Raw genomic sequence first — 25,435 nt, 5'->3', positions numbered from 1 at the left:
TGTAACATGGCAAAGAGAATAGTTCAAAGATATAATAATTATAAGAAGGATAGTTTTTGCCTATGGGGAGGTCAATATGGAGTTACGACAAATTCGTTATGTACTCGCTGTTGCGGAAGAACGCAGTTTCTCCCGGGCAGCCAATCGATTACATTTGGCCCAACCGTCGTTGAGTCAACAAATTGCGAAGCTGGAGAAAATACTCGGTGTCAGCTTGTTCCACCGCTTGCCGCAGCACGTAGAACTGACTGATGCAGGCCAGCGCTTTATACAGGTGGCGCAAACGCTTGTCGACATGTCAGAGGGACTAGAGCGGGAAATGAGAGCTTATGCGGTAGGAGAAAGCGGTAAATTGCTTGTAGGAAGCTTGCCGATCACAGGGGCTTACGTGTTGCCAAGGGTTTTGCCTACGTTTACCAAACAATTTCCCGGCGTTGAGCTGCAATTGATGGAGGAAACGTCGAGTCATTTGGAGCAGCTGCTCGTACGGGGAAAAATTGATGTCAGCCTATTAACCATGCCCATCAGTGATCCGTCTCTGGAAATCATTCCTGCGATCAACGAAGAAATCTTTTTGGCGGTACCAGCCAATCATCCGCTCGCGAAACGAAAAGAAGTCGATCTCGCAGAGGTAGCCGATCAGCCTTTTATCCTGTTAAAAGAAGGACAAGGCTTCCGCACGATTTCGCTTCGGCTATGTGAGCAGGCGGGATTCCGACCGCGAATTGTGTTTGAGAGCTCGAACATCCAGACAGCTCAGTCACTTGTTGCAGCAGGCATGGGGTTGTCGTTTGCACCGAAGATGATTACACTCGCACCCGGAACGATCGAACCTCCAACTTATGTGCGGATAAAAACAAAACCTTCTCGCACACTCGTCGTGGCGTATCGGAAGGACAAACCGTTGTCACGCCCGGCTGAGGCATTTGTACAATGTCTCATCGAGCAGGGTGGAAAAATATAAAGGCAAACAAGAAAACCCAGTAGCCGCATTCATTTGCGAACACTGGGTTTTTCATCTTGGAGCTTTGTATCTTGAACAAGTTCGGAAAAGACGACGAGCCTGCGAGCGTGCTCCTGTGTTTTCTTGTTAAATTTACCGGAGCAGGTAATCAAATTCAGATGGGAGCGCTCTGCATTCCCAAAAATCTGATCGATGGGAGCTTCGGCCGTCTGGAAGCTTTCTACTCTGCGAACTTGGAAGGTAAGCGTTTTTCCTTTTGCTTCACGCACGGTGATTTTGTCACCGGGCTTTAGTTTTTTCAGATGGTAAAAAACAGCTGGACCCGTATAATGATCAAAATGACCGGCGATCACTGCATTCCCCTTCATTCCGGGCTTTGTCCATGGCGACAAAATACCCACGCGATCAAAAGCCTTTGGGACATCCATTTGCCCATTCGGTAAAACGCCGACAGGTTCTACACGAGCTTGCAGGTTCAGTTTCGGAATATGTAGAAGTGTTGGCATGATTCCGTCTGGAAGAGGAGGGGCAGGAAGGAACGTCGGTTGAGGTGGCAGCGAAGGACCATAAACGGTAACCGTTTGTTTGATATAGATGGGCCCTGCTGGTTTTTGCATGGTACTTTCGATTTTAGGAGCTTCGACAGGTTGTTGAGTTGTATGGCCGCAACCAATTGTAACCAAACTAATGAATAGAAGGGACCCAAGAAGTTTTTTCATAAGTTGCAAAGAAAAGGGGGAAGATCCCCCTTTTAATTGCTTGCTCCACCCATACCAGTTTTCGGCAGAGCCTTGATATGAGCTTTGCCTTTATGTGCTTTGGTTTTCATATGGTGAGCCTTGGTCTTCATATGATGCGCTTTTGTTTGTACTTTGTGGTGTTTTTTGTGACCGTCATGTGTTGCGGCAGACACAGGAATTGCAGTAGTTACCAAGCATGCAACCATCAACAAAGCAGCGAATTTCTTCATGAGTAGCACCTACCTTGAAATTTTTTGGGGTTACAAGAGATAGGATTTCCGTTTGCTCGTTTGTTAGTGATGGCAATTGTTTCTCCTAAACGTCCCAAACAGCCCGCGCCTGTGGTACACTATTTCCAAATCATTCTGGGAGGAAGATAACATGAGAGAAATTAAGACAGAAGCTGAGTTCGAACAAGTAATCGCAGCGACCAAGCCAGTCATCGTCAAATTCTTCACGGATTGGTGCCCAGATTGTCATCGCATTGATCCATTCATGCCTGCCGTGGAGGAAAAATACAAAGAACAGCTGGAAATGATCGAAGTCAACCGTGATACTCTCCCGGACCTGTCCGAAAAGTACGATGTCTTCGGGATTCCGAGCTTTATTGCGTTCCACAATGGAAAAGAACTGGTTCGATTCGTCAGCAAGCTCGGAAAAAGTCGTGAGGAGATCGAGCATTTCCTGGATCGTGCTATTCAAGTCAGTAAAGGAATCGAGCAAGCGTAATTGCATGAACATAGAACAGGGAGATAGACAGAAATGTTATACATGAAAAAAGAAGGGGAATGGCTCGTGGCTCACCTCCGAGACAAAGATGATGCCATCCCGATTGGGAACCTGCTGCGCGAAGAGTGGAAGCTGCCTCGCAAGCAGGTCCATCTTTTATTCCAACACAAAGAAGTACTACTGGATGGGGAACCTGTCGCTCAGCATGTTGTAGGTAAAGCAGGGCAGGAAATTCGTCTGCGGATGTGCAAGCCAGAGGCGTTGGGGCTTGATCCGGCCAGTGAAGCGCCGGAGATCTTGTACGAGGATGATCATTTGCTCATCGTCAATAAGCCGGTTGGTCTTCTGTTACATCCGACCGAACGCTACCATCATGTGACGTTGGATCATCTCGTGTCGGGGCACTTTTTCCGTACAGGTTTGGAAGCCAAGGTCCGACATGTCCATCGACTGGATCAGGATACGTCAGGCGTTGTTCTGTACGCGAAGCATCCGTGGGCCTCTGCCCTGTTAGATGAAATGCTGCGTGAGCGCACAATCAAGCGTACCTATGTCGCGTATGTTTCGGGACAAATGCCCAAAGAGCGCGGGAAAATCAATGAACCCATCGGAAAAGATCGGAATCATGGGACGCGCAGAAGGGTCACACCTAACGGCGATCCAGCGATTACCCATTACCAGGTGAAGGAACGCTTTCAAACAGCTACGAAAGTAGAATGTCAATTGGAGACGGGGAGAACCCATCAAATTCGCGTTCACTTCAGTTATATTGGGCACCCACTTTTAGGGGATGAACTGTATGGTGGCAAGCGCGAACTCATTAAGCGACAAGCGCTGCACGCAGCCGTGCTCAAATTTGAGCATCCATTCGGGGGAGAAGTCATCGAAGTCACAGCTCCGTTGCCACTCGATCTGTTTCACTTGGAAAAGAAGCTGAGATAATCGCCATTTGACGAAGGAATGAATAAACTGCCAAGGAGGAAACGAGAGAGGGTGGTCTTTTGAAACGACCCATAATCGGCATCTTGACTTGGCGGGAAGGCAAACGCTTTGCAGAGCCAACCTATTTTCGGCGACTGCTCAAGGCTGGACAAGAACTGGGCTGTACCGCTTTCCTATTTTCACCAAACGATGTCCTTGGATCTGGCAAGCAGGTGAGAGGGTATGTCCCAGGGAGCAATGGTGGCTGGCAAGCAAGAATATTTGACCGTCCAGACGCTGTATTCGACCGATACCGCTATACACCAACACAAGCGTTTAAAAACTATGTGGCCTTTCGGCGGACGAGTAATTTTTTGTATGCAAACAATCGCTTGGCAAACAAATGGCGTGTACATGAGGTGCTGCATCGGGACCCGAGAATGCATCGCTGGCTTCCGGAGACACACCTGTACAACCGACAAAGCCTGGTGAACATGTTAGGCAAGCATCCGTTGCTCTATGTAAAGCCACTCAATGGAACAGGGGGACGAAACATCCTGTCGATTGAAAAGCGTGGCGATGAACTTCGATTGCTCGGTCGTAACAAGCAAAGGGCGAAAGTATCCACAGTTGTAAGAGACAAAGCCGCCGCCCAGAGATGGGTAGATCGTTGGACGAGACAGGAGAAATACATCGTGCAGCAAGGGCTTCGATTGCAGTTGGTTCCTTCGCGGGCAGTAGACATGCGCCTCTTGATTCAAAAGAATGGGGAGGGTGAATGGAGCATTACAGGTCATGGGATTCGCGTGGGTCCAGAACGCAGTGCCACCTCTAATCTGCATGGCGGCGGAAGAGCTATCCCTGTATCCGTATTTCTCCGACCGAGGTTTGGGGAGGAGCGTACTGCGCAGATCGTGCATGATTGCGAGCAGCTCGCTTTTCAAACAGCGGAAACACTCGAGGATCATTTTGGACGGATGGTTGAATTTGGACTGGATATTGGCATCGATGTAGATGGTCGCGCCTGGCTGATCGAAGTGAATCCCAAGCCAGCGCGGGAAATTTTCCGGGAGATGGGGGCAACGGGGCAGTACAAAAATGCCATTACCCGCCCGCTTGAATACGCCATCTACCTTGCGAAAACACAAGGACGCGAAGGTCGCGAGCCACTTTTGAAGAGAAAGGTCGCCCGAGGATAGCGTGAAAGCAGAACAGCGGCAGTAGGGACAACGTCTGAAGTCCTCTTCTGCCGCTGTATTGCTAGGTGGAGATAGAAAGCGGTAATTGCAATTTGCTCGGGATGTCAGGAGCGAATTCGGGTGTATGGATAACCGAAAACGAGTATCCTTTCTTGACGAACGTCAGCTCTTGAGCATCCGAGTGGAAGAGGACGTTGCTTTTTTCAAAGCGCCTCCGCACTTTTTGTAGGAACGTTTGGTCAGGTGTTCCAAAAGTGACGTGCATTTTCGGTGGCAACGCTTTCATGGCAATGGGAATCCAAGGCCTGTTTTTCCATGTGGCTACAATATGTGCCGTTCCGCCGATAACGAAGTTAAAAATATCGCCATCCTCGTATGTTTTCATGCTGAGATTCGATTTTAGCCATTGCGTAAAAACAGGTACACTTTCCACAGGACAGCCCACTTCCCGTAAATACAGAATGTGCAGGGGAGTGGATGGCTCGACGACCTCCTCTGACACATACTCGTGGGCAATAATCTCAAGAAGATTCCCGTCACCATCACGGAAATACAGGTTCAGCCGTCCTTTTTCCTCATCAATGTCATGCCCATCCTCCCACCGAACAATCAAAAGACCAGATTCTTTGATCTTTTTCGCTGATTCATGAAACAGGGAATAAGGTACTTGAAAAGCAATATGGGCGGGGGATATCGGTTCATACACTTCTACAAAGGTTAAACGAAAATCGGGCGTGACTTGAAACGTAATCTGGTTGTCTGATTGAGATGAAATCGGAAAGCCGAGACGGTCTGCGTAAACCTGATGTACCCCTTGGATGGACACAGTTTGTAAGGTTAATTTTGAAAAGTGCGTGATCATCTGGCATCACCTTTTCCTATACAAAGATAACATAATATAAATTATGTATACTCATTCAGTTCACACTGTTTCTAGACAATCATCTCAAATATCTTGAGAGAGGCGAACCATATCTACCACTTGAATCCCGTTTTCGTAAATTTCTTCCTCATAATGCCGCAAGAAAAAGTCCCGATCGATCCAACTCATCCGAAATCCACACTTTTGATAAAGCGCGAGCTGATCCACACTAGAATTCCCTGTGCCGACCTCGATCGTCTTATAACCGAGAGATTTGGCTACTTCAATGGAATGAAGAACGAGTTTTTTGCCAATGCCCTTGCCATGATGGGCCTCATCAACGGCAACATTCACAAGCTCAATCGTATCCGGTCTGGTTGGTATCAAGACGTAGACACCTACGATGCTCTCCTCCAAAACAGCGACATAGCATTGGCCTCTTTGTAAATAATCTTTCACCAATCTGACAGAGGGGTCAGCCAAAAAGAGTAAATCCATTGGTGGTTGTTCCTGTGCTGCAAGCTTGCGAAATTCCATCCGTGTTTCTCCTCCGATTCAAGTGGTTACTGGCTTTGGCAATGAAGCTGTTTCGTAGTTGACAACCAGACTATTTTCGTACGTAAAGATATGCTGACAAGGTTCATCCTCTTCCAACATGTAAGGTAAAAACGTGGGAAGGTTTTCTGGGACGCCAGCATTGTCGGGGTCCAAGACCCAAGCTAGCTCTTTCCAGTCAAGTATACCTTCTTCTACGACCTGTGGGGTTTGAGAGCGCTCGTAGTCTTCTGGAAGATGAGCGAGAAATGCATACATACCGCCCGTTTCAACTCCATCGACTAGCCAAGAGACAATTCCTTTGTAGCAAGCGGTTTCTAACAAAATGCCCGTCTCTTCCCGAACCTCGCGAAGGACACTGTCCAGTGGAGTCTCTCCGTGCTCTAGCTTACCGCCTACGCCATTCCATAGCCCCATTAACGGTGATTTGTTGCGATTTAGCATGAGTATTCCATTTCTATGTTTGAGAAAGCATATGGTATAGCGATACATGTTATCACTTTCCTTTTTGTTACAGTCAACTTCTTTAACGACCATTGTATCAAAGGTGTGGATTCAGCAGTTATTTTTATTTGGTTTTTCGAGAGAAATTTCGTACTATTTCGTTATAATAACAAAAAGAGTGGAAGGAAGAATAGGGGGCTCGTTCAAGATGGGAGACAATGAAAAGGTGGAAGGGTTAACAATCGAGGAGTGGAAAAGGAAATATCCGCTTCTTCCTAGCATGATAAAGACCGATGAAGTTTTTTGGACGAACCCTGGTTATGACGAGATCGCAAAAGCAACTCTCTTGGTTACGCCTGAGGAGGTCCAGGATGCTGAAGAACGTTTGCGGCGTTTTGGCTCGTTCATTCAATTGGCTTTTCCCGAGACGAGCGCTGCTGGTGGACTGATTGAGTCCCCACTCGTTCCGATAAAAGAGATGCAAAAGCACCTAGAGGCTCGTTTTGCATCGAATATTCAGGGGAATCTCTGGTTAAAATGCGACAGCCATTTGCCTATTGCAGGTTCGATCAAAGCCCGGGGCGGCATCTACGAGGTGCTGGCACATGCAGAAGAATTGGCCCAAAAGCATCAGATGCTGCAACCGGACAATGATTATGCTATTTTGGCCACAGATGCGTTCCGTGAACTGTTTTCCCGTTATTCCATTGCAGTAGGCTCGACAGGAAATCTCGGTTTGAGCATCGGGATCATTAGCGCGAAGCTCGGTTTTCAAGTCACTGTTCACATGTCAGCGGACGCTAAAGCATGGAAAAAGGAATTGTTGCGGGCAAAAGGAGTCCAGGTAGTCGAATACGCATCGGATTATGGGAAAGCGGTGGAAGAGGGCAGAAAGCAGGCGGAGGCCGACCCGAATTGTTATTTCATCGATGATGAGAACTCTAAGCGTCTATTCCTCGGCTATGCAGTCGCAGCCGGACGATTAAAGAAACAGGTAGAGGAGCAGCAGATTACAGTAGATAACGATAACCCGTTGTTTGTCTACCTGCCGTGTGGGGTGGGGGGAGGTCCTGGCGGCGTGGCGTACGGATTGAAGCTTATCTACGGAGACAATGTTCATTGCTTTTTTGCGGAACCTACCCATTCGCCCTGCATGCTGCTAGGTTTAATGACAGGACTGCATGACAAAGTTTCCGTTCAAGACTTTGGAATCGATAACAAGACAGAGGCGGATGGTTTGGCTGTTGGCCGTCCTTCGCGATTCGTAGGGAAAACCATGGAAAATCTGCTCAGTGGTGTTTATACAGTCGCTGACGAAGAGCTATACGCCTTATTGCGTGCCTTGCGTGATCTCGAATCCATTCGATTGGAGCCGTCTGCGTTGGCTGGCATGCCAGGACCTGTTCGATTGTTTCAGCAGGAGGCAGGGCGTCACTACCTGTTGAAGCAAGGGCTAACGGAAAAAATGAAAAAAGCGACCCATATTGTATGGGCGACGGGCGGGAGTATGGTGCCGGAGTCTATTCAGGAAGAATATTATGCAAAAGCTCTGGATGAGAATGGGAAAAAATAAGCATCGAAATGATACAGAAAGCCCGGGTCACTCCCCGGGCTTTTCATCATCCATTTATGCAATCTTCTGCGTCTTGAAAATAATAAACGTCGGTCTTCTTACTTCAGAAATCTGATGTGGCTGGATGAGAAGTCCTTCTGGCGTGCAGGTTGGCTCGATGATCTCTTGGAGGGTAAGCCCTGATTGGATTAGTGTATTGACAGCAGTGGACATGGAGCGGTGGTAAAAAAGCGCCTTTCTGCCGTTCATCATGTACATTTCACGTTCTCCGTCTTCCAGGTAGTTGTCCAAGGGCCAGAAATGCTTCTGCCCCTCTTCGTCGCGTACCCAGCCCTCGACCTTTTTGCGAGCGGTAATATGCGGATGGAGTGTGGAGTATACGAAATGTCCTCCGTTGCGCAAGGCGCGGCTTATTTTGTTGATCACTTGCTCATAGTCACGAACATAGTCCATGACGAGAGAGCTCGTAATGAGATCGTAGTCATGTGAGGCAAGCTCAATGTCCTCCAAGGAGCCATGTAGATATTGAATGTTCTCATGACTGTTATTCGTTCGGGCATATTCCAGCATGTTGTGGGAAAGATCAACACCGATGACTTCACTTGCACCTTGCTCTACACAGTATCTGGCAAACTGTCCGCCACCACAACCGAGGTCGAGTACACGCAAACCTTTTAGGGAGGGGAGACATCCGCGAAAGGCAGGCTGTTCGATCATATCATTCTCCGATTGACCGGACAGACGCAGCTTTTGATAGTCCTGATAAAAATCCAGTTGATCATACAGATTTTGTTTCATCCTATTATCGCCCCGTTTCCATTTTTTCTCGGATTCCTATTATGGATAAAAGATGAAGATGATGTCAATTATTTGTTTAAAACGATTGAAAATGAGAGCAGGAGTTTGCTTTTTTTACGAGAATTAATGATAGACAACCCATTTTTGTGATTCCGTCCGCTTTGCTGTGACGGTTTTTTTCTGTAAGAAGATTTGGTTTCGATATTTTTTGGCGAGACTGAAATCGAAGGAGGGATATACGTGGACCAAATACTTCAACTGATCAAAGATTACTGGCCGATTGCGCTAGCTATCATAGTCATCATCATGGCTGCCCAATGGGTGGTGCGAAGTATCATTCGAATTATTTCGCTTGCAGCTATTATTGGTGTTGTGCTCGTGTTGTTTTTCCAATTCAGTCCTGAAGAAGTGATCCAAATGGGGCGCCAAGCAGCCGTAGCGACGCAGGAAGTCGTCGATAAGACGATTACTCCGGTATTGGACAAAGAGCTTAAGGATGCGGATATTTCCTTCAAGGAAGATGGCACCTATGAAGTGAAGACAACGAATATTCGTATCGTAGGTAAAAAAGGCGAATCCAAAGCGACTGTTTATTACAAGGATGAGGAATGGGAAGTAAATATCGGTCAATTGAGCAAGCTGTTCCAGGATCGACTCGGGAAAGCGGAGCAAGAAAGCAAGACGATGTAGAAAGGGAAAACGCATGGGGCCAAAAAGGTCTCATGCGTTTTTTGCTGGATAGGCGAGTACTTCCTTTACCCATGTATCTAGCAGATGCTGATATTCTTTGCTCGTTTTGATTCCGGGGGCTGAGGCAAATTGTTTTTCGAGTGGGAGCGTGCGCAGTTTTTTAGCGAATTTCCCTTCGATATCATCTTCATATTCGAATAGCAGATAGACGACATCTTCCAAAGAGCGATAGCTCGTAACACTATACTCGATTTCATTCATGATCGTTTGAAAATGACCGTGACTATACTGGCAGAGGATGAAAGTGAAATCTAGGTTGTTTACGATTTTCAAAAATCTGTTCAAATACGCTGGTTCCACCATGATGCACTCTAGCCTATGGTGTGGATCATCAGAGTGACTGATGTGGAAATCTGGAATAATTTCGATAAAGTCTTGCTGTCGTTCGGGACTGGCTTTGTCATAATAATCATAGTTGAATTTGCGAATGATTTTCTTCAGGTGCTTGAAAGGGATTGCTGTACCAATAAAAAGTCCGTTATATCGGTTCATCTTGTGCTTCCTCTAAAATATCGTCATATTTGGAGCTACGCGCAGTCGAGTTGCTTGTTCATAAGCATAGGCCAGGCGAAGAAGAGTAGGTTCCTGGAATGCCAAGCCAGTAAGCATGATGCCAAATGGTTTGCCTGCGGAAGTATAGCCAGCCGGAACCGTAATGGAAGGGTAACCAGCTTTGGCTGGGATCGCATAACCCGTACTTCCAGGGTACAAGAGGGCGTCGAGTTGGTGCTCCTTCATGACAGCATCAAGACCTTGTTTTTGTGACATTTCCAAATCGAACAGGCGATTTGCCAGATATTCCGGCTCTGTCAGTGTACCACTGGTTTGCTCGGATTCTTCCAGCAGCTCTTGCCCATAAAGCAGGGCTTGCTCCTCATGTGCCCGATTAAAAGCAATGACATCCTGTAAGGAGCGGATGGGGGAGGAGGCTGGTAATGTTTTTAAGTACGCATTTACACCAACCTTGAATTCATGCACGAGAACATGTATGTTCCATTCGGCATTTTCTGTCGGGATGGTGACCGCATCTATGATAGTTGCGCCAGCCTCTTTAAGCTTTTCAATTGCTGCTTCATACAAGGCGATTTCTTCGGCTTCACACTCAGCCAAAAATCTGGAGCGTACAACGCCGATGCGTGCACCCCGCAATCCATCTGCATCGAGGAAGGGGAGGTAATCGGTCTGCGCGAGACCCTCGCTTTTTCCAGTCACGGGATCCTTTTCATCTATGCCAGTAAGCGCGCCAAGCAAAATAGCTGCATCTGTCACGGTTCTCGCCAACGGTCCGGCTGTGTCTTGGCTATGGGAAATCGGGATGATACCCGAACGGCTGATTAAGCCAACAGTAGGTTTGATTCCCACGAGCGAATTTTGTTCTGCTGGATGGAGAATCGACCCGGAAGTCTCCGTACCGACTGCCACAACGGCAAAACCTGCGGCAATCCCAGCAGCCGACCCCGAGCTAGACCCGCCGACATCGAGTACACCAGGACCGTATGGGTTCAACACTTGTCCACCGCGCGAGCTGTAGCCATCTGGCATGTCATTGGAGATAAAGTTAGCCCATTCCGTCAGATTGGTTTTCCCTAAAATAACCGCGCCCGCCTCTCGGAGCTTGGTAACGACGAATGCATCTGCAGAGGCAAACGAATCAGCTAAAGCTAGAGCTCCAGCTGTCGTGTGCATCTTGTCAGATGTCGCAATGTTATCCTTAATCAATACAGGGATTCCGTGAAGCGGCCCACGACTGCCTGACACCGCTCGCTCTCGATCCAGTGACTCTGCGATCGCTAGTGCATCTGGATTTAGCTCACAAATGGCATTGATTCGGATGCTTTGTTTGTTGTAGGTGGCAATCCGCTGTAAAAAGGCGAGGGTCAATTCCCGCGAAGTCGTGGTTCCAGCTGTCATTGCAGCTTGCCATTCGAGAATGCTCGTTTCATGAATCACTGACATAATGTATCCCCTTTTGCGAATGATTTGATTTTTATTATAGTACCAAATTCAGGGAAAGGAAATGAGAGGGGAGTGTGAGCCTTTTACCTATAAAAAAACAAGCTGACTCTACGAGAGAATCAGCTTGTTTGTGTTTGTACCAAATTATACGTTTGATCCAGCAGCTTCCAGCTTCGCTTTTTCTTCCGCTTCTACGTAACGGTTGCGAGGGTGCTCGCGGCATTCATCGGAGCAAGAACGCTTGAATTTTGTCTCACATTCTGTGCAGCAGAAGTGCTGCTTGTTGCAGAATGGGTTGGCGCAGTTTACATAGCGGTCTTCGACAGTACCGCAGTAATGGCAGCGGCCAATGACGACGTCTTCTTCGGTATGATTGATGGGTATGGAGATGCGCTCGTCAAACACGTAGCATTTTCCATCCCACAGGCGCCCTTGGACTTCTGGATCTTTACCATACGTGACAATTCCGCCCTCAAGATGGTACACATTTTCAAAACCTTGTTGCAGCAAGACACCTGTCAGCTTTTCGCAACGAATACCGCCTGTGCAGTAGGTGAGGACTTTTTTATCCTTAAACTGGCTCATGTTTTCACGAATCCACTCAGGGAACTCACGGGATGAATCCACTTCAGGGCGAATCGCACCACGGAAATGTCCCAAATCGTATTCGTAATAGTTGCGACCGTCAAGGATTACGACATCCTCTTCTTGCATCATTTCGTACCATTCTTTTGGGTTCAGATAGGTGCCAACTAGTTCATTCGGATTGACATCTTCCTCCAAACGCCAGGTTACGAGCTCCTGTTTCGGACGCACAAACATTTTTTTGAATGCATGCTCTTCCGACTCATCTATTTTAAACCACATATCACTAAAACGTGGATCTTTTCGCACATATTCCATGTAGGCGTCTGTTTGTTCAATCGTTCCGGATACGGTTCCATTAATGCCCTCCGGAGCTACGATAATCCGCCCTTTCAGCCCATTATCCTTGCAAAATTGCAAGTGCTCGGCTGCGTACTCCTCATAATTTTCAATAGGAGTATACTTGTAATACAACAAAATGCGATATGGTTTTTGTACTTGCAAGGTACAATTCCACCTTTCTTTTTCAATTGTGATTTTAGATGCATCGGTGATTATACCACATTCCATTGTTAGATGCGCTAAAAAAGTAAGGGGTTTGTGAGGTTTTTATGAAATCGGAGCTTCTTGCTGGATGTGGTTGCTTCTTGTACACTATGAATGGTAATCAGCCGACAGGCTACATGAGGAGAGACTAATACATGAACATGACAAATGAGCGCCCGGTTACACAGGTGAAAATTAAAAAGCTCCACCAAGACGCCGTGATCCCAGCGTACGCGAGAGCAATGGACGCGGGCTTTGATCTGGTCGCGGTAGAGGATACATTGATTGCCCCAGGACATTCTGCAAAGGTTCCAACAGGCTTGGCATTCGCGCTTCCAGAAGGATTTGAATTGCAAGTGCGCCCTCGCTCCGGGATCAGTGCAAAAACAAAGCTGCGCTTGTCCAATGCACCAGGGACTGTTGATGCTGGTTATCGCGGTGAAGTATGCGTCCTGATCGATAACATTCGGATCGCTTCCGGAAAAAGCGGCAAGGTATGTCTGGGTGCTGGCGAAAACGAAGTAACGGTTGAACAAGAAGTCGATGCCCATAGCTACTTGATCAAAAAAGGGGATCGGATTGCACAAGGCGTGATTGCAATCGTTCCAGTCGCGCAGTTCGAAGTAGTCGATGAGCTGGATGAGACGGAAAGAGGAGCGGGTGGCTTCGGCAGCAGCGGTATAAAGAGCTAGTTCTTTTTCTATTGAGTGAAAATACAAGACCCCTGATTGTCAGCCGTGTACATGGACGTGAGCTGATAGGTCAGGGGTCATTGTTTTGATCAAATCCTCATCCTTTGGAGGATAAAAACCGGTCAATTCTCGAAAGGTCGTCAGCTGTAAGCGAACGCCCATCTGCTTTGACGAATACGCAAGGTCCATAGACCCAGTCTAAAAAACCATCTGACATGATGGGGAAATTATTTGCTTCTACTCCGCGAGCATCTTCATTCACAACGAGGGAGATTCCCTCGAGATGGTCATCTTCCACTACCTCATAGTCTCCGCCCACCAGCTCCTGTAGTTCATCTGTCCCAGCGATTTCTCGAACAACTGCATTTTCGTGCGGAAGCTTAACATATACCGTAGTCAAGCGCAATCACTCCTTCTAACACCCATCATACCGTATAAGCAATGAATGGGGCGATAGGGGAACGGATGCCGGTTGGCGTGTTGGTTATCCTAATGGTTGAGAATTGAAGGGACGTCCATAATGATACTTTCAGCCTGAGGGGACAAGCTGATGATATTCGTGACCGGAAAATTGTATTGGCCAGAAACATTTCCAGTGCCACCCCTCTATCCCACTCTTACTGAGGATGTGAAGTGTGATGTCCTCATCATTGGTGGCGGAGAGGCAGGAGCGCTCGTTTCCTATTATTTGAAGCAGCATGATATGGATGTCATCCTCGTGGATAAACGGCGGGTGAGTGGGGGCAGCAGCAGCGCTAATACCGGTTTGCTGCAAATATGCAACGATAAAACGCTGACAGCCTGTATCCATTCGTTCGGTGAGCAAAAAGGAGTTCGTTTTTACGAACTGACGCGGCAGGCAGTTGATGAATTGGAAAAAATCTCGGGGCAGCTAAACCAATCTCCCGATTACATAAGGCGTGACAGCTTGTATTATGCCAGTAAACCAGCTGATGCGGAGGGCTTGCGGACAGAGTACCAATTATTGAAGAAGTACGGCTTTCCAGTCACGTATTTGGAGCGTTCAGAGATAGAGCAGCGATTCTCCTTTTCGAAGGCAGGGGCTATTTTTTCCAGGGGAGATGCGGAACTCAATCCGTACAAATTTGCCAACGGTGTGATCACCCACTCTGTGAAAAAAGGGATGCGCGTATACGAAAACACGGAAGTTGTGCATCAAAAAGTCCAGGATGGAGGACTTTTGGTTTATACAAAAAGTGGGCACACAATCAGGTGGAGGCGTGCCGTGTTTGCGACTGGCTACGAAGCGCAAACTATGAAACGCAATGCCAACGCGGTGATTTCCAGCTCGTTTTCCATCGTGACCAATCCAGTCGAAGCGTTTACGGGTTGGCCGAATGCCTGTTTAATCTGGGAAACCGCCCGTCCCTATTTGTATATCCGTACTTGTTTGGAGGGCAGAATCATTGTCGGAGGACTTGATGAGCCATTGAACGACCTACAAAAGAAAAATGCTTCGAGTCTGAAGAAGCGGGATCAATTACTCGCAAAGATCCAAGAGTTGTTTCCACGTATTCCTATTAGAGCCGAATATTATTGGGGAGCGACTATTGTTGAAACGCATGATGGACTCCCGCTGTTTGGGGAGCAGGAGGGGTATCCGCATTGCTTGTTCACGCTAGGCTACGGAGGGAACGGAACCGTCTATTCGACGATCGGCGCGCAAATCATCAGTGATCTGATTACAAAAGGAAGTCACGCGGACGCCGATCTTTTTGCTTTTGACCGGAGGAAATATGCCAGTGCCACAGTCTGATCGAAACAAGCTTTCCCATTTGAGCGGGAAGGCTTGTTTTTTTGAGTAAATCAGAACGGGCGGGCCCAAATTGACTGGATAGGCGAATAACAGTTGAACGTGGCCTACCTGCCTAGCATAGGGTAGATGGAAATATCGTTGACAGGAACAGAAAGGCAGGTATAATCTTCAATAACAGAGTATTCCGAGTTAATTACTATAGATTAAAAGAGGAGTGAAGGTGAGCTGTATGAAAACCACGAAAGGCAAGGTCCAGACGATCCTGCAACGCGTAGGAATCGTTGCTATGGCTGCTGCTATGGCTGGCTGCTCGGCTGCTGCACCAGCAGAAACTGGTAAGGGAGCAGGGGGCAGCAACTCTACGGTAGAGCTGCTCAATGTTTCCTACGATCCGACGCGAGAGTTTTACCAAGATATCAACAAGGAGTTTGCCTCAGAGTGGCAACAAAAGACAGGTCAAACAGTGACGATCAAGCAATCACATGGCGGTTCAGGCAAGCAATCCCGCTCCGTCATCGATGGTTTGGAAGCAGATGTGGTGACCCTTGCCCTCGCTTACGATATTGACGCGATTGCCGAACACGGTCTAATTCCTGCTGATTGGCAAAAGAAGCGCTCGGAAAACAGCTCGCCTTACACCTCCACGATTGTGTTTCTGGTACGTAAAGGCAATCCGAAGCAAATCAAAGATTGGGATGATTTGATCAAGCCTGGTATCTCCGTGATTACTCCGAACCCGAAAACGTCTGGGGGAGCCAGATGGAATTACTTGGCTGCCTGGGGTTATGCCTTGAAGACAAATGGGGGAGATGAAGCGAAGGCACAAGAATTCGTCGCACAACTGTTTAAAAATGTACCCGTCCTCGATTCCGGGGCGCGTGGTTCGACCACTACTTTTGTCGAGCGTGGCATGGGGGATGTGCTGATTGCATGGGAAAACGAAGCGTATCTCGCGGTCAATGAACTAGGGAAAGACAAGTTTGAGATTGTAAATCCGTCCGTAAGCATTTTGGCTGAACCGCCTGTCACCCTCGTTGACAAATACGCTGACAAGCACAAGACAAGAGAAGTAGCGGAAGCGTACCTCCAGTTCCTGTATACCAAAAAAGGCCAAGAGCTCGCAGCCAAGCATTACTACCGCCCTCGTTCACAGGAAGTACTCAAAGCACATAAACCCGCATTCCCTGACATCCAATTGTTTACCATCGATGAGTTGTTTGGCGGCTGGACGAAAGCACAAAAGACTCATTTTGCAGATCAAGGCGTCTTCGATCAACTTTATAAACCATAGACCTACACTTTCCTCAGAGGAGTTACCTTCATGAGAAAATCACTCCACAACAGAGGGTTTCTGCCAGGCTTTGGCATGACCATGGGCTATACCATCATCTACCTGAGTCTACTGGTGCTGATCCCTCTGTCTGTCTTGTTTTTAAAAGCTTCGACGATGAGTTGGGAGCAATTCATCGGGACGATTATGGATACGAGGGTCCTTGCCTCCATTCGTGTGAGTATTATGACTTCTTTTTTCGCGGCTTGTCTCAATGCGGTGTTCGGCGTCTTGGTGGCATGGGTGTTGGTTCGCTATCAGTTTGCGGGGAAGCGGATCATTGACGGCATTGTTGACCTCCCTTTTGCTTTACCTACCGCAGTAGGCGGGATTGCCCTGACTTCTATTTACGCTGAAAATGGCTGGATCGGGCAGTACCTGGCGGAATGGGGGATCAAGGTAGCGTACACCCCCATCGGCATATGGGTTGCACTAACATTCATTGGTCTTCCTTTTGTCGTCAGAACCGTCCAGCCTGTTTTGCAGGATTGGGATTTGCAAATGGAGGAAGCTGCCGCTACGTTGGGCGCTACCCGATGGAATACATTTTGGCGGGTAGTTTTGCCGCATTTGTTACCGGCAATCATTACGGGTTTTGCGCTTGCCTTCGCCAGAGCCTTGGGGGAGTATGGCTCCGTCGTTTTCATCTCCGGGAACATGCCGTTGAAAACAGAGATTGTACCCCTTTTGATTATGACCAAGCTGGAGCAGTTTGATTATGCAGGCGCTACGGCAATTGCAACCGTCATGCTTGTCATTTCCTTTGTCATGCTTTTGGTCATCAACTACTTGCAATGGAAAATCAATAAATTCGATGCGGCCCGTTAGGAGGTATGACGTATGAAGCATTTGACGGAGCCAGCTTATATTCGATGGACACTGATTATCGTGGCCATGCTCTTTCTTGGCTTGTTTTTGATCATGCCACTAGTGGCTGTGTTTACAGAAGCATTTCGGCAAGGGGCGGAGGTGTTCGTTGCCGCTATTACTGAGGAGGAAACGTTATCCGCTGTTAGGCTCACCTTGCTAGTGGCAGCCATTAGCGTACCGCTGAATGTGACGTTCGGGATCGCTGCTGCATGGGCAATCGCCAAGTTTTCGTTCCCGGGTAAAAATGTGTTGCTTACGTTGATAGACTTGCCATTTGCCGTATCTCCAGTCATTGCGGGTCTAATTTTTGTCCTCTTGTTTGGGAGTCAAGGTGTGGCGGCCCCCTTGCTAGCGGCGTGGGATTTCAAAATCATTTTCGCGGTTCCCGGTATCGTACTTGCGACGACCTTTGTTACCTTTCCGTTCGTCGCTCGTGAACTGATTCCAGTCATGGAAGCACAGGGAAGAGACGAGGAGGAAGCAGCAGTCTCACTCGGAGCAAGCGGCTGGAAAACATTTTTACGCGTCACGCTGCCAAATGTAAAATGGGGGCTCTTGTACGGGGTCATTTTGTGCAATGCCCGCGCCATGGGTGAATTCGGGGCAGTATCCGTCGTTTCTGGTCATATCCGCGGCATGACCAATACGCTCCCGTTGCATGTGGAGATTCTCTACAACGAATACCAATTCGCTGCTGCCTTTGCGGTAGCCACCTTGCTTGCTGCCTTAGCCTTAGTGACGCTTATTCTGAAAAGCCTGATCGAGTGGAAGACCGAGCGGCAGGTAAAGCTGGATGAGGAACAACACTACGACGTGACAGGAGAGAGAGCCGGATGAGTATCGAGGTAGTGAACATAACCAAGTCTTATAAGAGCTTTACAGCGCTGAAAAATGTAAATCTGCATATCCCGGAAGGCGAACTCGTAGCGCTTCTCGGACCTTCCGGATCGGGAAAAACGACGCTTTTGCGTCTCATCGCTGGACTGGAGCAACCGCAGGAGGGGAGGATTCTCTTTCACGGAGAGGATAATACGAACCGCGACGTGCGCGAGCGGCAGGTTGGGTTTGTTTTTCAGCATTACGCCTTGTTTCGGCATATGAACATCTTTGACAACATTGCGTTTGGATTGTCCGTTCGCTCACGCAAAACACGACCGAGCAAGGAAGAAATCAGTGAAAAAGTTCATTCCCTATTAAAACTCGTGCAGCTAGAAGGTCTCGCACATCGCTATCCCTCGCAGCTATCTGGTGGGCAGCGCCAGCGTGTTGCATTGGCGAGGGCGTTGGCAGTGGAACCAAAATTTTTGCTGCTGGATGAACCGTTTGGCGCTTTGGATACGAAAGTGAGGCAGGAGCTGCGTCGCTGGCTCCGTCATCTGCACGGGAAGCTTGGGCTAACGATTCTATTCGTTACACACGATCAGGAGGAAGCGATGGAGTTGGCGGATCAGGTAGTTGTGATGAATGAAGGGCGAGTGGAGCAGGTAGGATCGCCCGAAGAAATTTATCATCATCCGGCGAATCCGTTTGTGTACAGCTTTCTGGGGCGGGTCAATCTGTTTCACGGACGAATCCAAAATGGCAAAATCAAGCTCGGTGAGGCAGAGTTCGAGACAGATTGGAAGGACAAAGCGGTGGAGGCTCCCGCTGTCGGATACATGCGGCCACACGATGTAGAGATCTCAGTGCGCCCGCCAGAGGGGAAGTCTGCCAGATCGGTTCAGGCTGAGATTAACCATATTTCGCCCTTGGGGCCGATCGTTCGCCTTGATCTGAAGCGATTGGACACGGAGGAGGTATTTGAGGCAGAGATGAGCAGGCAGCGCTTTATGGAGCTGAACGTAGAAGAGCAGAGCATTGTGTACGTGACGTTGCACAATGTATCGATCTACGTGGATTCACAACCTGTACAGACACATCGCCCTGCCCGCGTTCCGTTGCAGGCTAGTGTTTGATCTGATTTCTTGCAAATAAACCGGTCTGCATATGCTGCAGGCCGGTTTTTGATGAGTCACTCATTATTCGCCGCGTTGCTTGGAGCGTGTCTGTTCTTTGCTAATTGTGTTCGATCTGCGGGTTTGTGAAGGGTTTTCTTTCTTTCCCATCTCATTTTTGACACCATTTTGCTTGGACATATCGGAAGCCTCCTTCCCACTGGATTGCCATGGTAGTTTTCCCTGCCGGAGTCCATTTCATGAATCCAGTATTTTTTGCTAGGCGCGAGATCGTTTACCTTTTGCAAAATGAGGTCATCTCTGGTAAGATAAGTGTTTGAACGATTCAAAAAAGGCAGGTATTGCGACGATGATAAGCACTCAGAACGTGACGCTGCGCTACGGGAAGCGCGCACTGTTTGAAGATGTATCCATTAAGTTTACCCCAGGTAACTGTTACGGCCTCATCGGTGCGAACGGTGCAGGGAAGTCTACCTTCGTGAAGATCCTCTCCGGAGAGATCGATCCGACGAGCGGTCACGTTTCGGTGACACCGGGCGAGCGTATCGCTGTATTAAAGCAGAACCACTTTGAATTCGACGAGTACGAAGTGTTAAAAACGGTAATTATGGGCCACAAGCGCCTATTCGAGATCATGGAAGAGAAGACCGCTCTTTACATGAAAGAAGATTTCTCTGAGGAAGACGGCAATCGCGCGTCCCAATTGGAGGGAGAATTCGAAGAGCTAAACGGCTGGATGGCCGAAGCAGATGCAGCTAGCTTGCTGATCGGTCTCGGTATCCCGACAGACCTGCACGACAAGCAGATGAAGGATCTCGCTAGTTCGGAGAAGGTACGCGTTCTGTTGGCGCAAGCGCTGTTTGGTAATCCACACATCCTGCTTTTGGATGAGCCGACGAACCATTTGGACATCGAGTCGATTCGTTGGTTGGAAAACTTCCTGGCGGATTATGAAAACACCGTCATCGTTGTATCCCATGACCGTCACTTCCTGAACAAGGTATGTACGCACATTGCGGATATTGACTTTGGCAAAATTCAAATGTATGTAGGTAACTACGACTTCTGGTACGAATCGAGCCAATTGGCGCTGAAAATGGTTCGTGATCAGAATAAGAAGAAAGAAGAAAAAATGAAGGAACTGCAAGAGTTTATTGCGCGTTTCTCTGCGAATGCTTCCAAGTCCAAGCAGGCGACTTCGCGTAAAAAGCTGTTGGAGAAAATTACGTTGGAAGACATTCGTCCTTCCAGCCGTAAGTATCCGTTCATCAACTTCAAGCCAGAGCGTGAAGCGGGTAAAAACCTCGTAGCCATCGAAGGCTTGAGCAAGACGATTGAAGGCGAAAAACTGTTTGAAAACCTTCACCTCACCATCAACAAAGGGGACAAAGTTGCATTTGTCGGACCAAACGAGCTGGCGAAAACAACCTTCTTCCAAATCTTGATGGGCGAAGTTCAGCCTGATAGCGGTTCTTTCGAATGGGGCGTTACGACTTCCCAAGCGTACTTCCCAAAAGACAATGCGGAGTACTTTAACTCCGATTTGAGCCTGGTTGACTGGCTGCGCCAATACTCCAAAGATCAAGACGAGACTTTCATTCGTGGATTCCTCGGTCGCATGCTGTTCTCTGGAGATGAAGCGCTGAAAAAGTCAAACGTATTGTCCGGGGGAGAAAAAGTTCGTTGCATGCTGTCCAAGATGATGCTGGCAAGTGCCAACGTATTGATCATGGACGAACCGACGAACCACTTGGATTTGGAATCCATTACTGCATTGAACAACGGCTTGATTGAGTTCGACGGTACACTTCTCTTTGTATCTCATGACCACCAGTTCGTTCAAACCATTGCGAACCGGGTCATTGAGTTCACGCCGAAGGGTGTCATTGATAAAATGATGACATATGACGAGTACCTGGAGAGCGATGAAATCAAACGCCTGCGTGACGAGCATTACGCGTAAGCTACCTACGCACATATAAAAAGCCCTTGGCTTCGCACTAATTGAAGTGCTGAAGTCAGGGGCTTTTTCTCATGAAACGGGGTCTTCCACGAACTCGACTTTATTTAGGAACGCTTCCTTGCTCGAGAAAATAACGCGCTCTTTTCGCGGGGAAGTAAAGAACACCACGATATACTGGTCATCGATGTATTCTACCGTACCTCGTTTCTTTGGTCTTTGTATGGTCTTCACTGGTTTATTCAACCACTCGGTCATCTGTTGTTCCTCCTACCTGACTTTCCGATTCATTATACCAAGATTAAAGACGATTTTCCTGACCTAATCTCTACAGAATCGCTTCATTTGAGGAAACTTCTACTAGGAACAGGACGAGTTGAATACCATTTGGGAAGAGGCACATGCATAAGGTAAGGATGAGTTTTCGTCTATCATGGCCAAGATGAGGAGGTCCTACGAGCATGAACGTAAAGGCGAGGAAGCTTGCGATCAACGAAGAACGACTGCAAAAACGAATCGAGCAGTTGGCGCAAATTGGGAAAATAGGCGAAACGGGTGTATGTCGACTCGCTTTGTCTGCTGAAGACCGAGCAGGCGTAGAGCTGGTGGCTAGCTGGATGAAAGAAGCTGGTCTTCACACGCGGATCGATGACTTCGGCAATTTGATTGGCCGGATGGCGGGGAAGGATGAGCAAGCCCCGATCTTGATGATTGGCTCGCATATCGATTCGCAGCCGTACGGAGGTCAGTACGATGGGGTGATCGGCGTATTGGGTGGACTAGAAGTCGCCCAGACGTTGAATGAACAAGGAATCATGCCTGCACAGCCTATTGAAATCGTTGCGTTTTGTGACGAAGAAGGATGCCGTTTTCAAAAAGGACTATTTGGTTCCAAAGGCATTCTCGGTATGCTGGAACCGGCGGACTTGGAGAGGACGGATAAAAACGGGATCACACGCAGGCAGGCACTGATTGATTTTGGGTGCGATCCTGATCGCCTGGAAGCGTCTATTTATCCAAAAGGCAGCATCGGTGCTTATCTGGAGCTGCATATTGAACAGGGGCCGATTCTCGATGACGCGAGAGAAGCGATTGGGATCGTGTCGGCGATATCAGGACCATTGTGGTGGACGGTCGAGCTGACTGGCTTTGCCGGGCACGCTGGTTCCGTACCGATGTCGATGAGAAAGGATGCCCTAGTCGGAGCGGCAAAAGTAATTTTGGCAGTAAACGAGCTGGCAAAGCTCGATCCACAAGCACCAACAGTCGGTACAGTTGGTCACCTGGAGGTTTTCCCGGATTCGCGCAACATCATTCCCGAGCGGGTGCGTTTTTCGATTGATTTGCGGGATATCGATTTGAAGCGTCGCGATGAGCGCGAACGAGCGTTGCGCGAGGCGATTGAGCTAGCCGCTGTAGAAGGTGGGTTGCACTATACCATTACGGAAGATACAAATAGTGAACCGCGTTATTGTGCCGACTGGATTAAGGCAATCATGCATGAGGAGAGCAGCAAGCTCGGTGCCTCTGTGCGCGAGCTGATGAGTGGTCCTTTCCATGACGCATTGGCGCTCTCCTACGTTTGTGATTACGGGATGATTTTTGTCCGCTGCAAGGACGGTATCAGTCATAATCCGCAAGAATACGCAGCCTATGAAGACGTGGCACTTGGAACAGAGCTGCTCTACAAAACCGTTTTGCGGATGTGTATCAACCAATAATGGTGAGAGTCGCCCGTCTAAGAGGATAGGCGACTTTTTTCATACAGTCTATAACGAGACTTTACAGACTGTTTTTGATATATTTTAGTCTGAGAGGTTGTTATCACGTCTGAGGAAGGAAGAATGGCATGAAAATGCGTGTTTCCGCTGTGCAGTACCATCTGCATACCATACATAGCTTTGAAGACTTCGCCAATCAAGTTGAGCACTACGTGAAAAACGCGCAAGAGTACGACACAGAATTTCTCCTTTTTCCGGAGCTGTTTACGACTCAACTCATGTCAATCGGAGACGAACAAGGCAATGCGCTGCCGATTACAGCATTGCCATCATTCACGGACCGATATGTTGAGCTGTTTCGTTCCCTCGCTGCCAAATATGAGATGCACCTGATTGGTGGAACGCACATCATCGAGGAAAACGGCAAGCTTTACAATACGGCTTTTCTGTTCTACCCGGATGGACGTGTAGGCCAGCAGAAAAAAATCCATATCACGCCATGGGAAGTAAAAGGCTGGAACATGGGGGCTGGCGATTCGTTGCAAATCTTTGAGACCGACAAAGGGAAGGTAGCGATGATTATTTGCTACGACATCGAGTTCCCTGAGTGGGTGCGCATCGCTAAAGCACGGGGTGCAGACGTCATTTTCTGCCCATCCTGCACGGATGATCGCCACGCATTCCACCGCGTACGTTATACCAGTCATGCCCGGACAATTGAAAACCAAGTGTATGTCGTGCTGACTGGAACAGTAGGCTCGTTGCCGACCGTTGATTTCATGCGAGCGAACTTTGGACAAGCGGCGATCTTGACACCAAACGATGTTCCGTTCCCTCCGCGAGGCATTCTTGCTGAAGGGGAAATCAACCACGACATGCTGGTAACCGCTGACCTGGATATCCAATTGCTATACGACGTACGGGAAAAAGGCTCCGTCACAACATGGCGCGACCGCCGCACCGATTTGTACACAGACTGGAAGTAAGCATTCCATCGTGATCTGGACAGCAGGAGGATGCATATGTACAGAAAAGAGCTGTATGTATTTGAAGGGAACAAGCCACGCAAAGCCGTCATTCGCAACTATAATCACGCGGACTTCTTCGAATTGATCCAAATACAGGCGGAGAGCTTTCCCCCGCCGTTCCCATCAGAGCTATGGTGGAACCAGGAGCAGCTGACGAACCATATTACGCTCTTCCCGGAAGGTGCTATTTGTGTAGAAGTGGACGGCGTTTTAGCTGGTTCGATGACAGGGTTGCTCATGAAGTTTGATCCGGCTCACCCCGAGCATAAATGGGAAGCTGTCACGGATAGCGGTTATATTCGTAATCATGATCCTGAGGGGGACACGCTATACATTGTAGATATTTGCATCCGCCCGAGCTTCCGCAAGCTGGGATTGGGTCAACAGATGATGCAAGCAATGTATGAGCTGGTGGTACAAAAAGGACTGCGCAGATTGCTCGGCGGAGGTCGCATGCCAGGATATGGACGGTATGCAGACCAATGGACACCTGAGCAGTATTTGGAGCATGTTCTGACAGGGGAAGTAAAAGACCCGGTGATTACATTTCTCATGCACTGTGGTCGCACGCCTGTTCAGGTCGTGGCGAATTATTTGGAAGATGAGGAATCTCGCAACTACGCGACACTCATGGAATGGAAAAATCCATTTCAACAGCATCTGTAGGGTGTTTATCCGACATAATCGATCGAGAGGGGATTTGACTGATGGAATTCGTACGTATTCAACATATTGACAATCCACTGTTTGCGAAGATGCACCGTTTGATGCAAGAGGTTTTCCCGCCTGAAGAAGTATTGACGTACGATCTGTGGAAAGAACCGCTCGAAGATCCAGGCATTCGCGTATTTGTAGCTGTACACGAAGGAGAAGTTGTGGGCGCTACCGAATACCGTTATTACACAGACATGAACGTAGCCATGACAGACTTCACGATCATTGGTCGCGAAGGACTCGGAGTGGGTCGCTTCCTCGCCAGAGAGCGTCAAAAGGACCTGCTCGCTCTGGCTGCTGAAAACGGCAAGGAGCTGTACGGGATGTTTGCAGAAATCTACGACCCGTACCGTGTGGCAGAACACAGCTTTGGCGGAATCAAGCCTATGGACCCATTTGTACGCCGTGAAGTGCTTTCGCATCTGGGCTACAAACGTACGAACTTTACGTATGTGCATCCGTCCTGGCAAAATGACGGCGAAGCAGTATCTGGACTCGATCTGGGCTTCATGCCGACTAACGAGGAGCAGACGACCCTCGAAGCGGATCTGATCGTCACGTTCTTGAAGCGATACTACGCCGTGCTTCCACAAAAGCCACAAGCATGGCTCGACATGGTGAAAGACTTGCAGAGCAAAGAAATGGTGGAGCTGCTCCCTATCTAATTGAAAGACAACAAGAACCTACTCTCCTGTGGAGCGATGTTCACGGCTCCATGGGAGTTTTTCGTAGAGCGCAAGTCAGATTATTGTAAAAAAAAGCTGCC

Annotated in this window: 28 protein-coding genes; 17 read left to right on the top strand and 11 right to left on the bottom strand. The window is 48.4% G+C overall.

Features of this window, described 5'->3' with window-relative positions:
• The first annotated feature begins 76 nt into the window (after positions 1-76).
• On the top strand, positions 77-964 hold the full coding sequence (locus tag HP570_RS12420; protein ID WP_012686216.1) for a LysR family transcriptional regulator: 888 nt from the start codon (positions 77-79) through the stop codon (positions 962-964).
• A gap of 29 nt (positions 965-993) precedes the next feature.
• Here HP570_RS12420 and HP570_RS12415 read toward each other — a convergent pair whose 3' ends face one another.
• Both HP570_RS12415 and HP570_RS12410 read right to left on the bottom strand, forming a co-directional pair.
• Positions 994-1,581 carry a class F sortase gene (locus tag HP570_RS12415; protein WP_254495256.1) on the bottom strand — a complete coding sequence of 196 codons (588 nt, stop codon included), beginning with the start codon at positions 1,579-1,581 and terminating at the stop codon, positions 994-996.
• A gap of 134 nt (positions 1,582-1,715) precedes the next feature.
• A complete protein-coding gene (locus tag HP570_RS12410) occupies positions 1,716-1,934 on the bottom strand; it encodes a hypothetical protein (protein ID WP_012686218.1) in 219 nt (72 codons plus the stop codon).
• Positions 1,935-2,085: 151 nt separating this feature from the next.
• Here HP570_RS12410 and HP570_RS12405 point away from each other — a divergent pair, with 151 nt between their 5' ends.
• Genes HP570_RS12405 through HP570_RS12395 form a run of 3 tightly spaced genes read left to right on the top strand, consistent with a single transcriptional unit; the run spans position 2,086 to position 4,553 of the window.
• On the top strand, positions 2,086-2,433 hold the full coding sequence (locus HP570_RS12405) for a thioredoxin family protein (protein WP_173625965.1): 348 nt from the start codon (positions 2,086-2,088) through the stop codon (positions 2,431-2,433).
• A 33-nt stretch (positions 2,434-2,466) separates the two neighbouring features.
• Complete coding sequence (locus HP570_RS12400; RefSeq protein ID WP_173625964.1) at positions 2,467-3,375, top strand: RluA family pseudouridine synthase; 909 nt, start codon at positions 2,467-2,469, stop codon at positions 3,373-3,375.
• A 59-nt stretch (positions 3,376-3,434) separates the two neighbouring features.
• Complete coding sequence (locus HP570_RS12395) at positions 3,435-4,553, top strand: YheC/YheD family endospore coat-associated protein (RefSeq protein WP_173625963.1); 1,119 nt, start codon at positions 3,435-3,437, stop codon at positions 4,551-4,553.
• Between the two features lie 61 nt (positions 4,554-4,614).
• Here the strand turns inward: HP570_RS12395 and HP570_RS12390 are convergent, their stop codons facing one another.
• The 3 genes from HP570_RS12390 to HP570_RS12380 all read right to left on the bottom strand — a co-directional run bounded on the left by HP570_RS12390 (position 4,615) and on the right by HP570_RS12380 (position 6,462).
• The gene (locus HP570_RS12390) at positions 4,615-5,415 is read right to left on the bottom strand and encodes a VOC family protein (RefSeq protein WP_173625962.1); all 801 of its coding nucleotides are present in this window, start codon (positions 5,413-5,415) and stop codon (positions 4,615-4,617) included.
• Between the two features lie 84 nt (positions 5,416-5,499).
• Complete coding sequence (locus HP570_RS12385) at positions 5,500-5,952, bottom strand: GNAT family N-acetyltransferase (protein WP_173625961.1); 453 nt, start codon at positions 5,950-5,952, stop codon at positions 5,500-5,502.
• An 18-nt stretch (positions 5,953-5,970) separates the two neighbouring features.
• Positions 5,971-6,462: an NUDIX hydrolase gene (locus HP570_RS12380; protein WP_173625960.1), complete on the bottom strand. Its 492-nt coding sequence runs from the start codon at positions 6,460-6,462 to the stop codon at positions 5,971-5,973.
• A 160-nt stretch (positions 6,463-6,622) separates the two neighbouring features.
• On the opposite strand from HP570_RS12380, the gene HP570_RS12375 reads away from it, so the two are divergent.
• The gene (locus HP570_RS12375) at positions 6,623-7,987 is read left to right on the top strand and encodes a D-serine ammonia-lyase (protein WP_173625959.1); all 1,365 of its coding nucleotides are present in this window, start codon (positions 6,623-6,625) and stop codon (positions 7,985-7,987) included.
• A 54-nt stretch (positions 7,988-8,041) separates the two neighbouring features.
• Here HP570_RS12375 and HP570_RS12370 read toward each other — a convergent pair whose 3' ends face one another.
• Positions 8,042-8,785: a class I SAM-dependent methyltransferase gene (locus HP570_RS12370; protein ID WP_173625958.1), complete on the bottom strand. Its 744-nt coding sequence runs from the start codon at positions 8,783-8,785 to the stop codon at positions 8,042-8,044.
• A 240-nt stretch (positions 8,786-9,025) separates the two neighbouring features.
• On the opposite strand from HP570_RS12370, the gene HP570_RS12365 reads away from it, so the two are divergent.
• A complete protein-coding gene (locus tag HP570_RS12365; protein ID WP_064200028.1) occupies positions 9,026-9,475 on the top strand; it encodes a hypothetical protein in 450 nt (149 codons plus the stop codon).
• 30 nt (positions 9,476-9,505) lie between these two features.
• Here the strand turns inward: HP570_RS12365 and HP570_RS12360 are convergent, their stop codons facing one another.
• The 3 genes from HP570_RS12360 to trhO all read right to left on the bottom strand — a co-directional run bounded on the left by HP570_RS12360 (position 9,506) and on the right by trhO (position 12,580).
• Positions 9,506-10,027 (bottom strand): hypothetical protein, encoded by a 522-nt coding sequence (locus tag HP570_RS12360; protein WP_173625957.1) that lies wholly within the window; start codon positions 10,025-10,027, stop codon positions 9,506-9,508.
• A gap of 12 nt (positions 10,028-10,039) precedes the next feature.
• Positions 10,040-11,491: an amidase family protein gene (locus HP570_RS12355; protein WP_173625956.1), complete on the bottom strand. Its 1,452-nt coding sequence runs from the start codon at positions 11,489-11,491 to the stop codon at positions 10,040-10,042.
• Between the two features lie 144 nt (positions 11,492-11,635).
• The gene (gene trhO / locus HP570_RS12350) at positions 11,636-12,580 is read right to left on the bottom strand and encodes an oxygen-dependent tRNA uridine(34) hydroxylase TrhO (RefSeq protein ID WP_173625955.1); all 945 of its coding nucleotides are present in this window, start codon (positions 12,578-12,580) and stop codon (positions 11,636-11,638) included.
• Positions 12,581-12,777: 197 nt separating this feature from the next.
• Here trhO and HP570_RS12345 point away from each other — a divergent pair, with 197 nt between their 5' ends.
• A complete protein-coding gene (locus HP570_RS12345; RefSeq protein ID WP_173625954.1) occupies positions 12,778-13,314 on the top strand; it encodes a dUTP diphosphatase in 537 nt (178 codons plus the stop codon).
• A gap of 97 nt (positions 13,315-13,411) precedes the next feature.
• Here the strand turns inward: HP570_RS12345 and HP570_RS12340 are convergent, their stop codons facing one another.
• On the bottom strand, positions 13,412-13,714 hold the full coding sequence (locus tag HP570_RS12340) for a DUF3846 domain-containing protein (protein ID WP_173625953.1): 303 nt from the start codon (positions 13,712-13,714) through the stop codon (positions 13,412-13,414).
• A gap of 150 nt (positions 13,715-13,864) precedes the next feature.
• On the opposite strand from HP570_RS12340, the gene HP570_RS12335 reads away from it, so the two are divergent.
• The 6 genes from HP570_RS12335 to HP570_RS12310 all read left to right on the top strand — a co-directional run bounded on the left by HP570_RS12335 (position 13,865) and on the right by HP570_RS12310 (position 21,209).
• Entirely contained in the window at positions 13,865-15,091 is a 1,227-nt protein-coding gene (locus tag HP570_RS12335) for an NAD(P)/FAD-dependent oxidoreductase (protein WP_173625952.1), read from the top strand.
• A gap of 286 nt (positions 15,092-15,377) precedes the next feature.
• Positions 15,378-16,382 (top strand): sulfate ABC transporter substrate-binding protein, encoded by a 1,005-nt coding sequence (locus HP570_RS12330; RefSeq protein ID WP_242466622.1) that lies wholly within the window; start codon positions 15,378-15,380, stop codon positions 16,380-16,382.
• Positions 16,383-16,412: 30 nt separating this feature from the next.
• Complete coding sequence (gene cysT / locus HP570_RS12325; RefSeq protein WP_012686234.1) at positions 16,413-17,249, top strand: sulfate ABC transporter permease subunit CysT; 837 nt, start codon at positions 16,413-16,415, stop codon at positions 17,247-17,249.
• Between the two features lie 12 nt (positions 17,250-17,261).
• On the top strand, positions 17,262-18,128 hold the full coding sequence (cysW, locus tag HP570_RS12320) for a sulfate ABC transporter permease subunit CysW (protein ID WP_012686235.1): 867 nt from the start codon (positions 17,262-17,264) through the stop codon (positions 18,126-18,128).
• Positions 18,125-19,246: a sulfate/molybdate ABC transporter ATP-binding protein gene (locus HP570_RS12315; protein WP_173625951.1), complete on the top strand. Its 1,122-nt coding sequence runs from the start codon at positions 18,125-18,127 to the stop codon at positions 19,244-19,246. The genes cysW and HP570_RS12315 overlap by 4 nt, the downstream gene beginning before the upstream one ends.
• A gap of 349 nt (positions 19,247-19,595) precedes the next feature.
• On the top strand, positions 19,596-21,209 hold the full coding sequence (locus HP570_RS12310) for an ABC-F family ATP-binding cassette domain-containing protein (protein WP_012686237.1): 1,614 nt from the start codon (positions 19,596-19,598) through the stop codon (positions 21,207-21,209).
• 69 nt (positions 21,210-21,278) lie between these two features.
• Here the strand turns inward: HP570_RS12310 and HP570_RS12305 are convergent, their stop codons facing one another.
• Complete coding sequence (locus tag HP570_RS12305; RefSeq protein WP_012686240.1) at positions 21,279-21,464, bottom strand: hypothetical protein; 186 nt, start codon at positions 21,462-21,464, stop codon at positions 21,279-21,281.
• Positions 21,465-21,667: 203 nt separating this feature from the next.
• Here HP570_RS12305 and HP570_RS12300 point away from each other — a divergent pair, with 203 nt between their 5' ends.
• The 4 genes from HP570_RS12300 to HP570_RS12285 all read left to right on the top strand — a co-directional run bounded on the left by HP570_RS12300 (position 21,668) and on the right by HP570_RS12285 (position 25,334).
• Positions 21,668-22,927 carry a M20 family metallo-hydrolase gene (locus HP570_RS12300; RefSeq protein ID WP_173625950.1) on the top strand — a complete coding sequence of 420 codons (1,260 nt, stop codon included), beginning with the start codon at positions 21,668-21,670 and terminating at the stop codon, positions 22,925-22,927.
• Between the two features lie 128 nt (positions 22,928-23,055).
• A complete protein-coding gene (locus HP570_RS12295; protein ID WP_173625949.1) occupies positions 23,056-23,913 on the top strand; it encodes a carbon-nitrogen hydrolase family protein in 858 nt (285 codons plus the stop codon).
• A 36-nt stretch (positions 23,914-23,949) separates the two neighbouring features.
• Positions 23,950-24,621 carry a GNAT family N-acetyltransferase gene (locus HP570_RS12290; RefSeq protein WP_173625948.1) on the top strand — a complete coding sequence of 224 codons (672 nt, stop codon included), beginning with the start codon at positions 23,950-23,952 and terminating at the stop codon, positions 24,619-24,621.
• A gap of 41 nt (positions 24,622-24,662) precedes the next feature.
• Entirely contained in the window at positions 24,663-25,334 is a 672-nt protein-coding gene (locus tag HP570_RS12285) for a GNAT family N-acetyltransferase (RefSeq protein ID WP_173625947.1), read from the top strand.
• The last annotated feature ends 101 nt before the right edge of the window (positions 25,335-25,435 follow it).

Source organism: Brevibacillus sp. RS1.1 (assembly GCF_013284365.1).
Taxonomy (GTDB): Bacteria; Bacillota; Bacilli; order Brevibacillales; family Brevibacillaceae; genus Brevibacillus; species Brevibacillus brevis_D.
The sequence above is the reverse complement of the archived record's forward strand: the minus strand, read 5'-3'. Positions and strand labels throughout refer to the sequence as shown.

What these genes read in the sequence shown, in the direction of transcription:
- HP570_RS12330 (WP_242466622.1), top strand. Translation starts at nt 15,378, where the DNA reads ATGGCTGCTGCTATGGCTGGCTGCTCGGCTGCTGCACCAGCAGAAACT.
- HP570_RS12290 (WP_173625948.1), top strand. Translation starts at nt 23,950, where the DNA reads ATGTACAGAAAAGAGCTGTATGTATTTGAAGGGAACAAGCCACGCAAA.
- HP570_RS12305 (WP_012686240.1), bottom strand. Translation starts at nt 21,464, where the DNA reads ATGACCGAGTGGTTGAATAAACCAGTGAAGACCATACAAAGACCAAAG.
- HP570_RS12300 (WP_173625950.1), top strand. Translation starts at nt 21,668, where the DNA reads ATGAACGTAAAGGCGAGGAAGCTTGCGATCAACGAAGAACGACTGCAA.
- HP570_RS12420 (WP_012686216.1), top strand. Translation starts at nt 77, where the DNA reads ATGGAGTTACGACAAATTCGTTATGTACTCGCTGTTGCGGAAGAACGC.
- HP570_RS12385 (WP_173625961.1), bottom strand. Translation starts at nt 5,952, where the DNA reads ATGGAATTTCGCAAGCTTGCAGCACAGGAACAACCACCAATGGATTTA.
- cysT (WP_012686234.1), top strand. Translation starts at nt 16,413, where the DNA reads ATGAGAAAATCACTCCACAACAGAGGGTTTCTGCCAGGCTTTGGCATG.
- HP570_RS12285 (WP_173625947.1), top strand. Translation starts at nt 24,663, where the DNA reads ATGGAATTCGTACGTATTCAACATATTGACAATCCACTGTTTGCGAAG.
- HP570_RS12375 (WP_173625959.1), top strand. Translation starts at nt 6,623, where the DNA reads ATGGGAGACAATGAAAAGGTGGAAGGGTTAACAATCGAGGAGTGGAAA.
- HP570_RS12335 (WP_173625952.1), top strand. Translation starts at nt 13,865, where the DNA reads ATGATATTCGTGACCGGAAAATTGTATTGGCCAGAAACATTTCCAGTG.
- HP570_RS12315 (WP_173625951.1), top strand. Translation starts at nt 18,125, where the DNA reads ATGAGTATCGAGGTAGTGAACATAACCAAGTCTTATAAGAGCTTTACA.
- HP570_RS12400 (WP_173625964.1), top strand. Translation starts at nt 2,467, where the DNA reads ATGTTATACATGAAAAAAGAAGGGGAATGGCTCGTGGCTCACCTCCGA.
- HP570_RS12370 (WP_173625958.1), bottom strand. Translation starts at nt 8,785, where the DNA reads ATGAAACAAAATCTGTATGATCAACTGGATTTTTATCAGGACTATCAA.
- HP570_RS12415 (WP_254495256.1), bottom strand. Translation starts at nt 1,581, where the DNA reads ATGCAAAAACCAGCAGGGCCCATCTATATCAAACAAACGGTTACCGTT.
- HP570_RS12360 (WP_173625957.1), bottom strand. Translation starts at nt 10,027, where the DNA reads ATGAACCGATATAACGGACTTTTTATTGGTACAGCAATCCCTTTCAAG.
- HP570_RS12410 (WP_012686218.1), bottom strand. Translation starts at nt 1,934, where the DNA reads ATGAAGAAATTCGCTGCTTTGTTGATGGTTGCATGCTTGGTAACTACT.
- HP570_RS12405 (WP_173625965.1), top strand. Translation starts at nt 2,086, where the DNA reads ATGAGAGAAATTAAGACAGAAGCTGAGTTCGAACAAGTAATCGCAGCG.
- HP570_RS12310 (WP_012686237.1), top strand. Translation starts at nt 19,596, where the DNA reads ATGATAAGCACTCAGAACGTGACGCTGCGCTACGGGAAGCGCGCACTG.
- HP570_RS12345 (WP_173625954.1), top strand. Translation starts at nt 12,778, where the DNA reads ATGAACATGACAAATGAGCGCCCGGTTACACAGGTGAAAATTAAAAAG.
- HP570_RS12390 (WP_173625962.1), bottom strand. Translation starts at nt 5,415, where the DNA reads ATGATCACGCACTTTTCAAAATTAACCTTACAAACTGTGTCCATCCAA.
- HP570_RS12380 (WP_173625960.1), bottom strand. Translation starts at nt 6,462, where the DNA reads ATGTATCGCTATACCATATGCTTTCTCAAACATAGAAATGGAATACTC.
- HP570_RS12355 (WP_173625956.1), bottom strand. Translation starts at nt 11,491, where the DNA reads ATGTCAGTGATTCATGAAACGAGCATTCTCGAATGGCAAGCTGCAATG.
- HP570_RS12295 (WP_173625949.1), top strand. Translation starts at nt 23,056, where the DNA reads ATGAAAATGCGTGTTTCCGCTGTGCAGTACCATCTGCATACCATACAT.
- cysW (WP_012686235.1), top strand. Translation starts at nt 17,262, where the DNA reads ATGAAGCATTTGACGGAGCCAGCTTATATTCGATGGACACTGATTATC.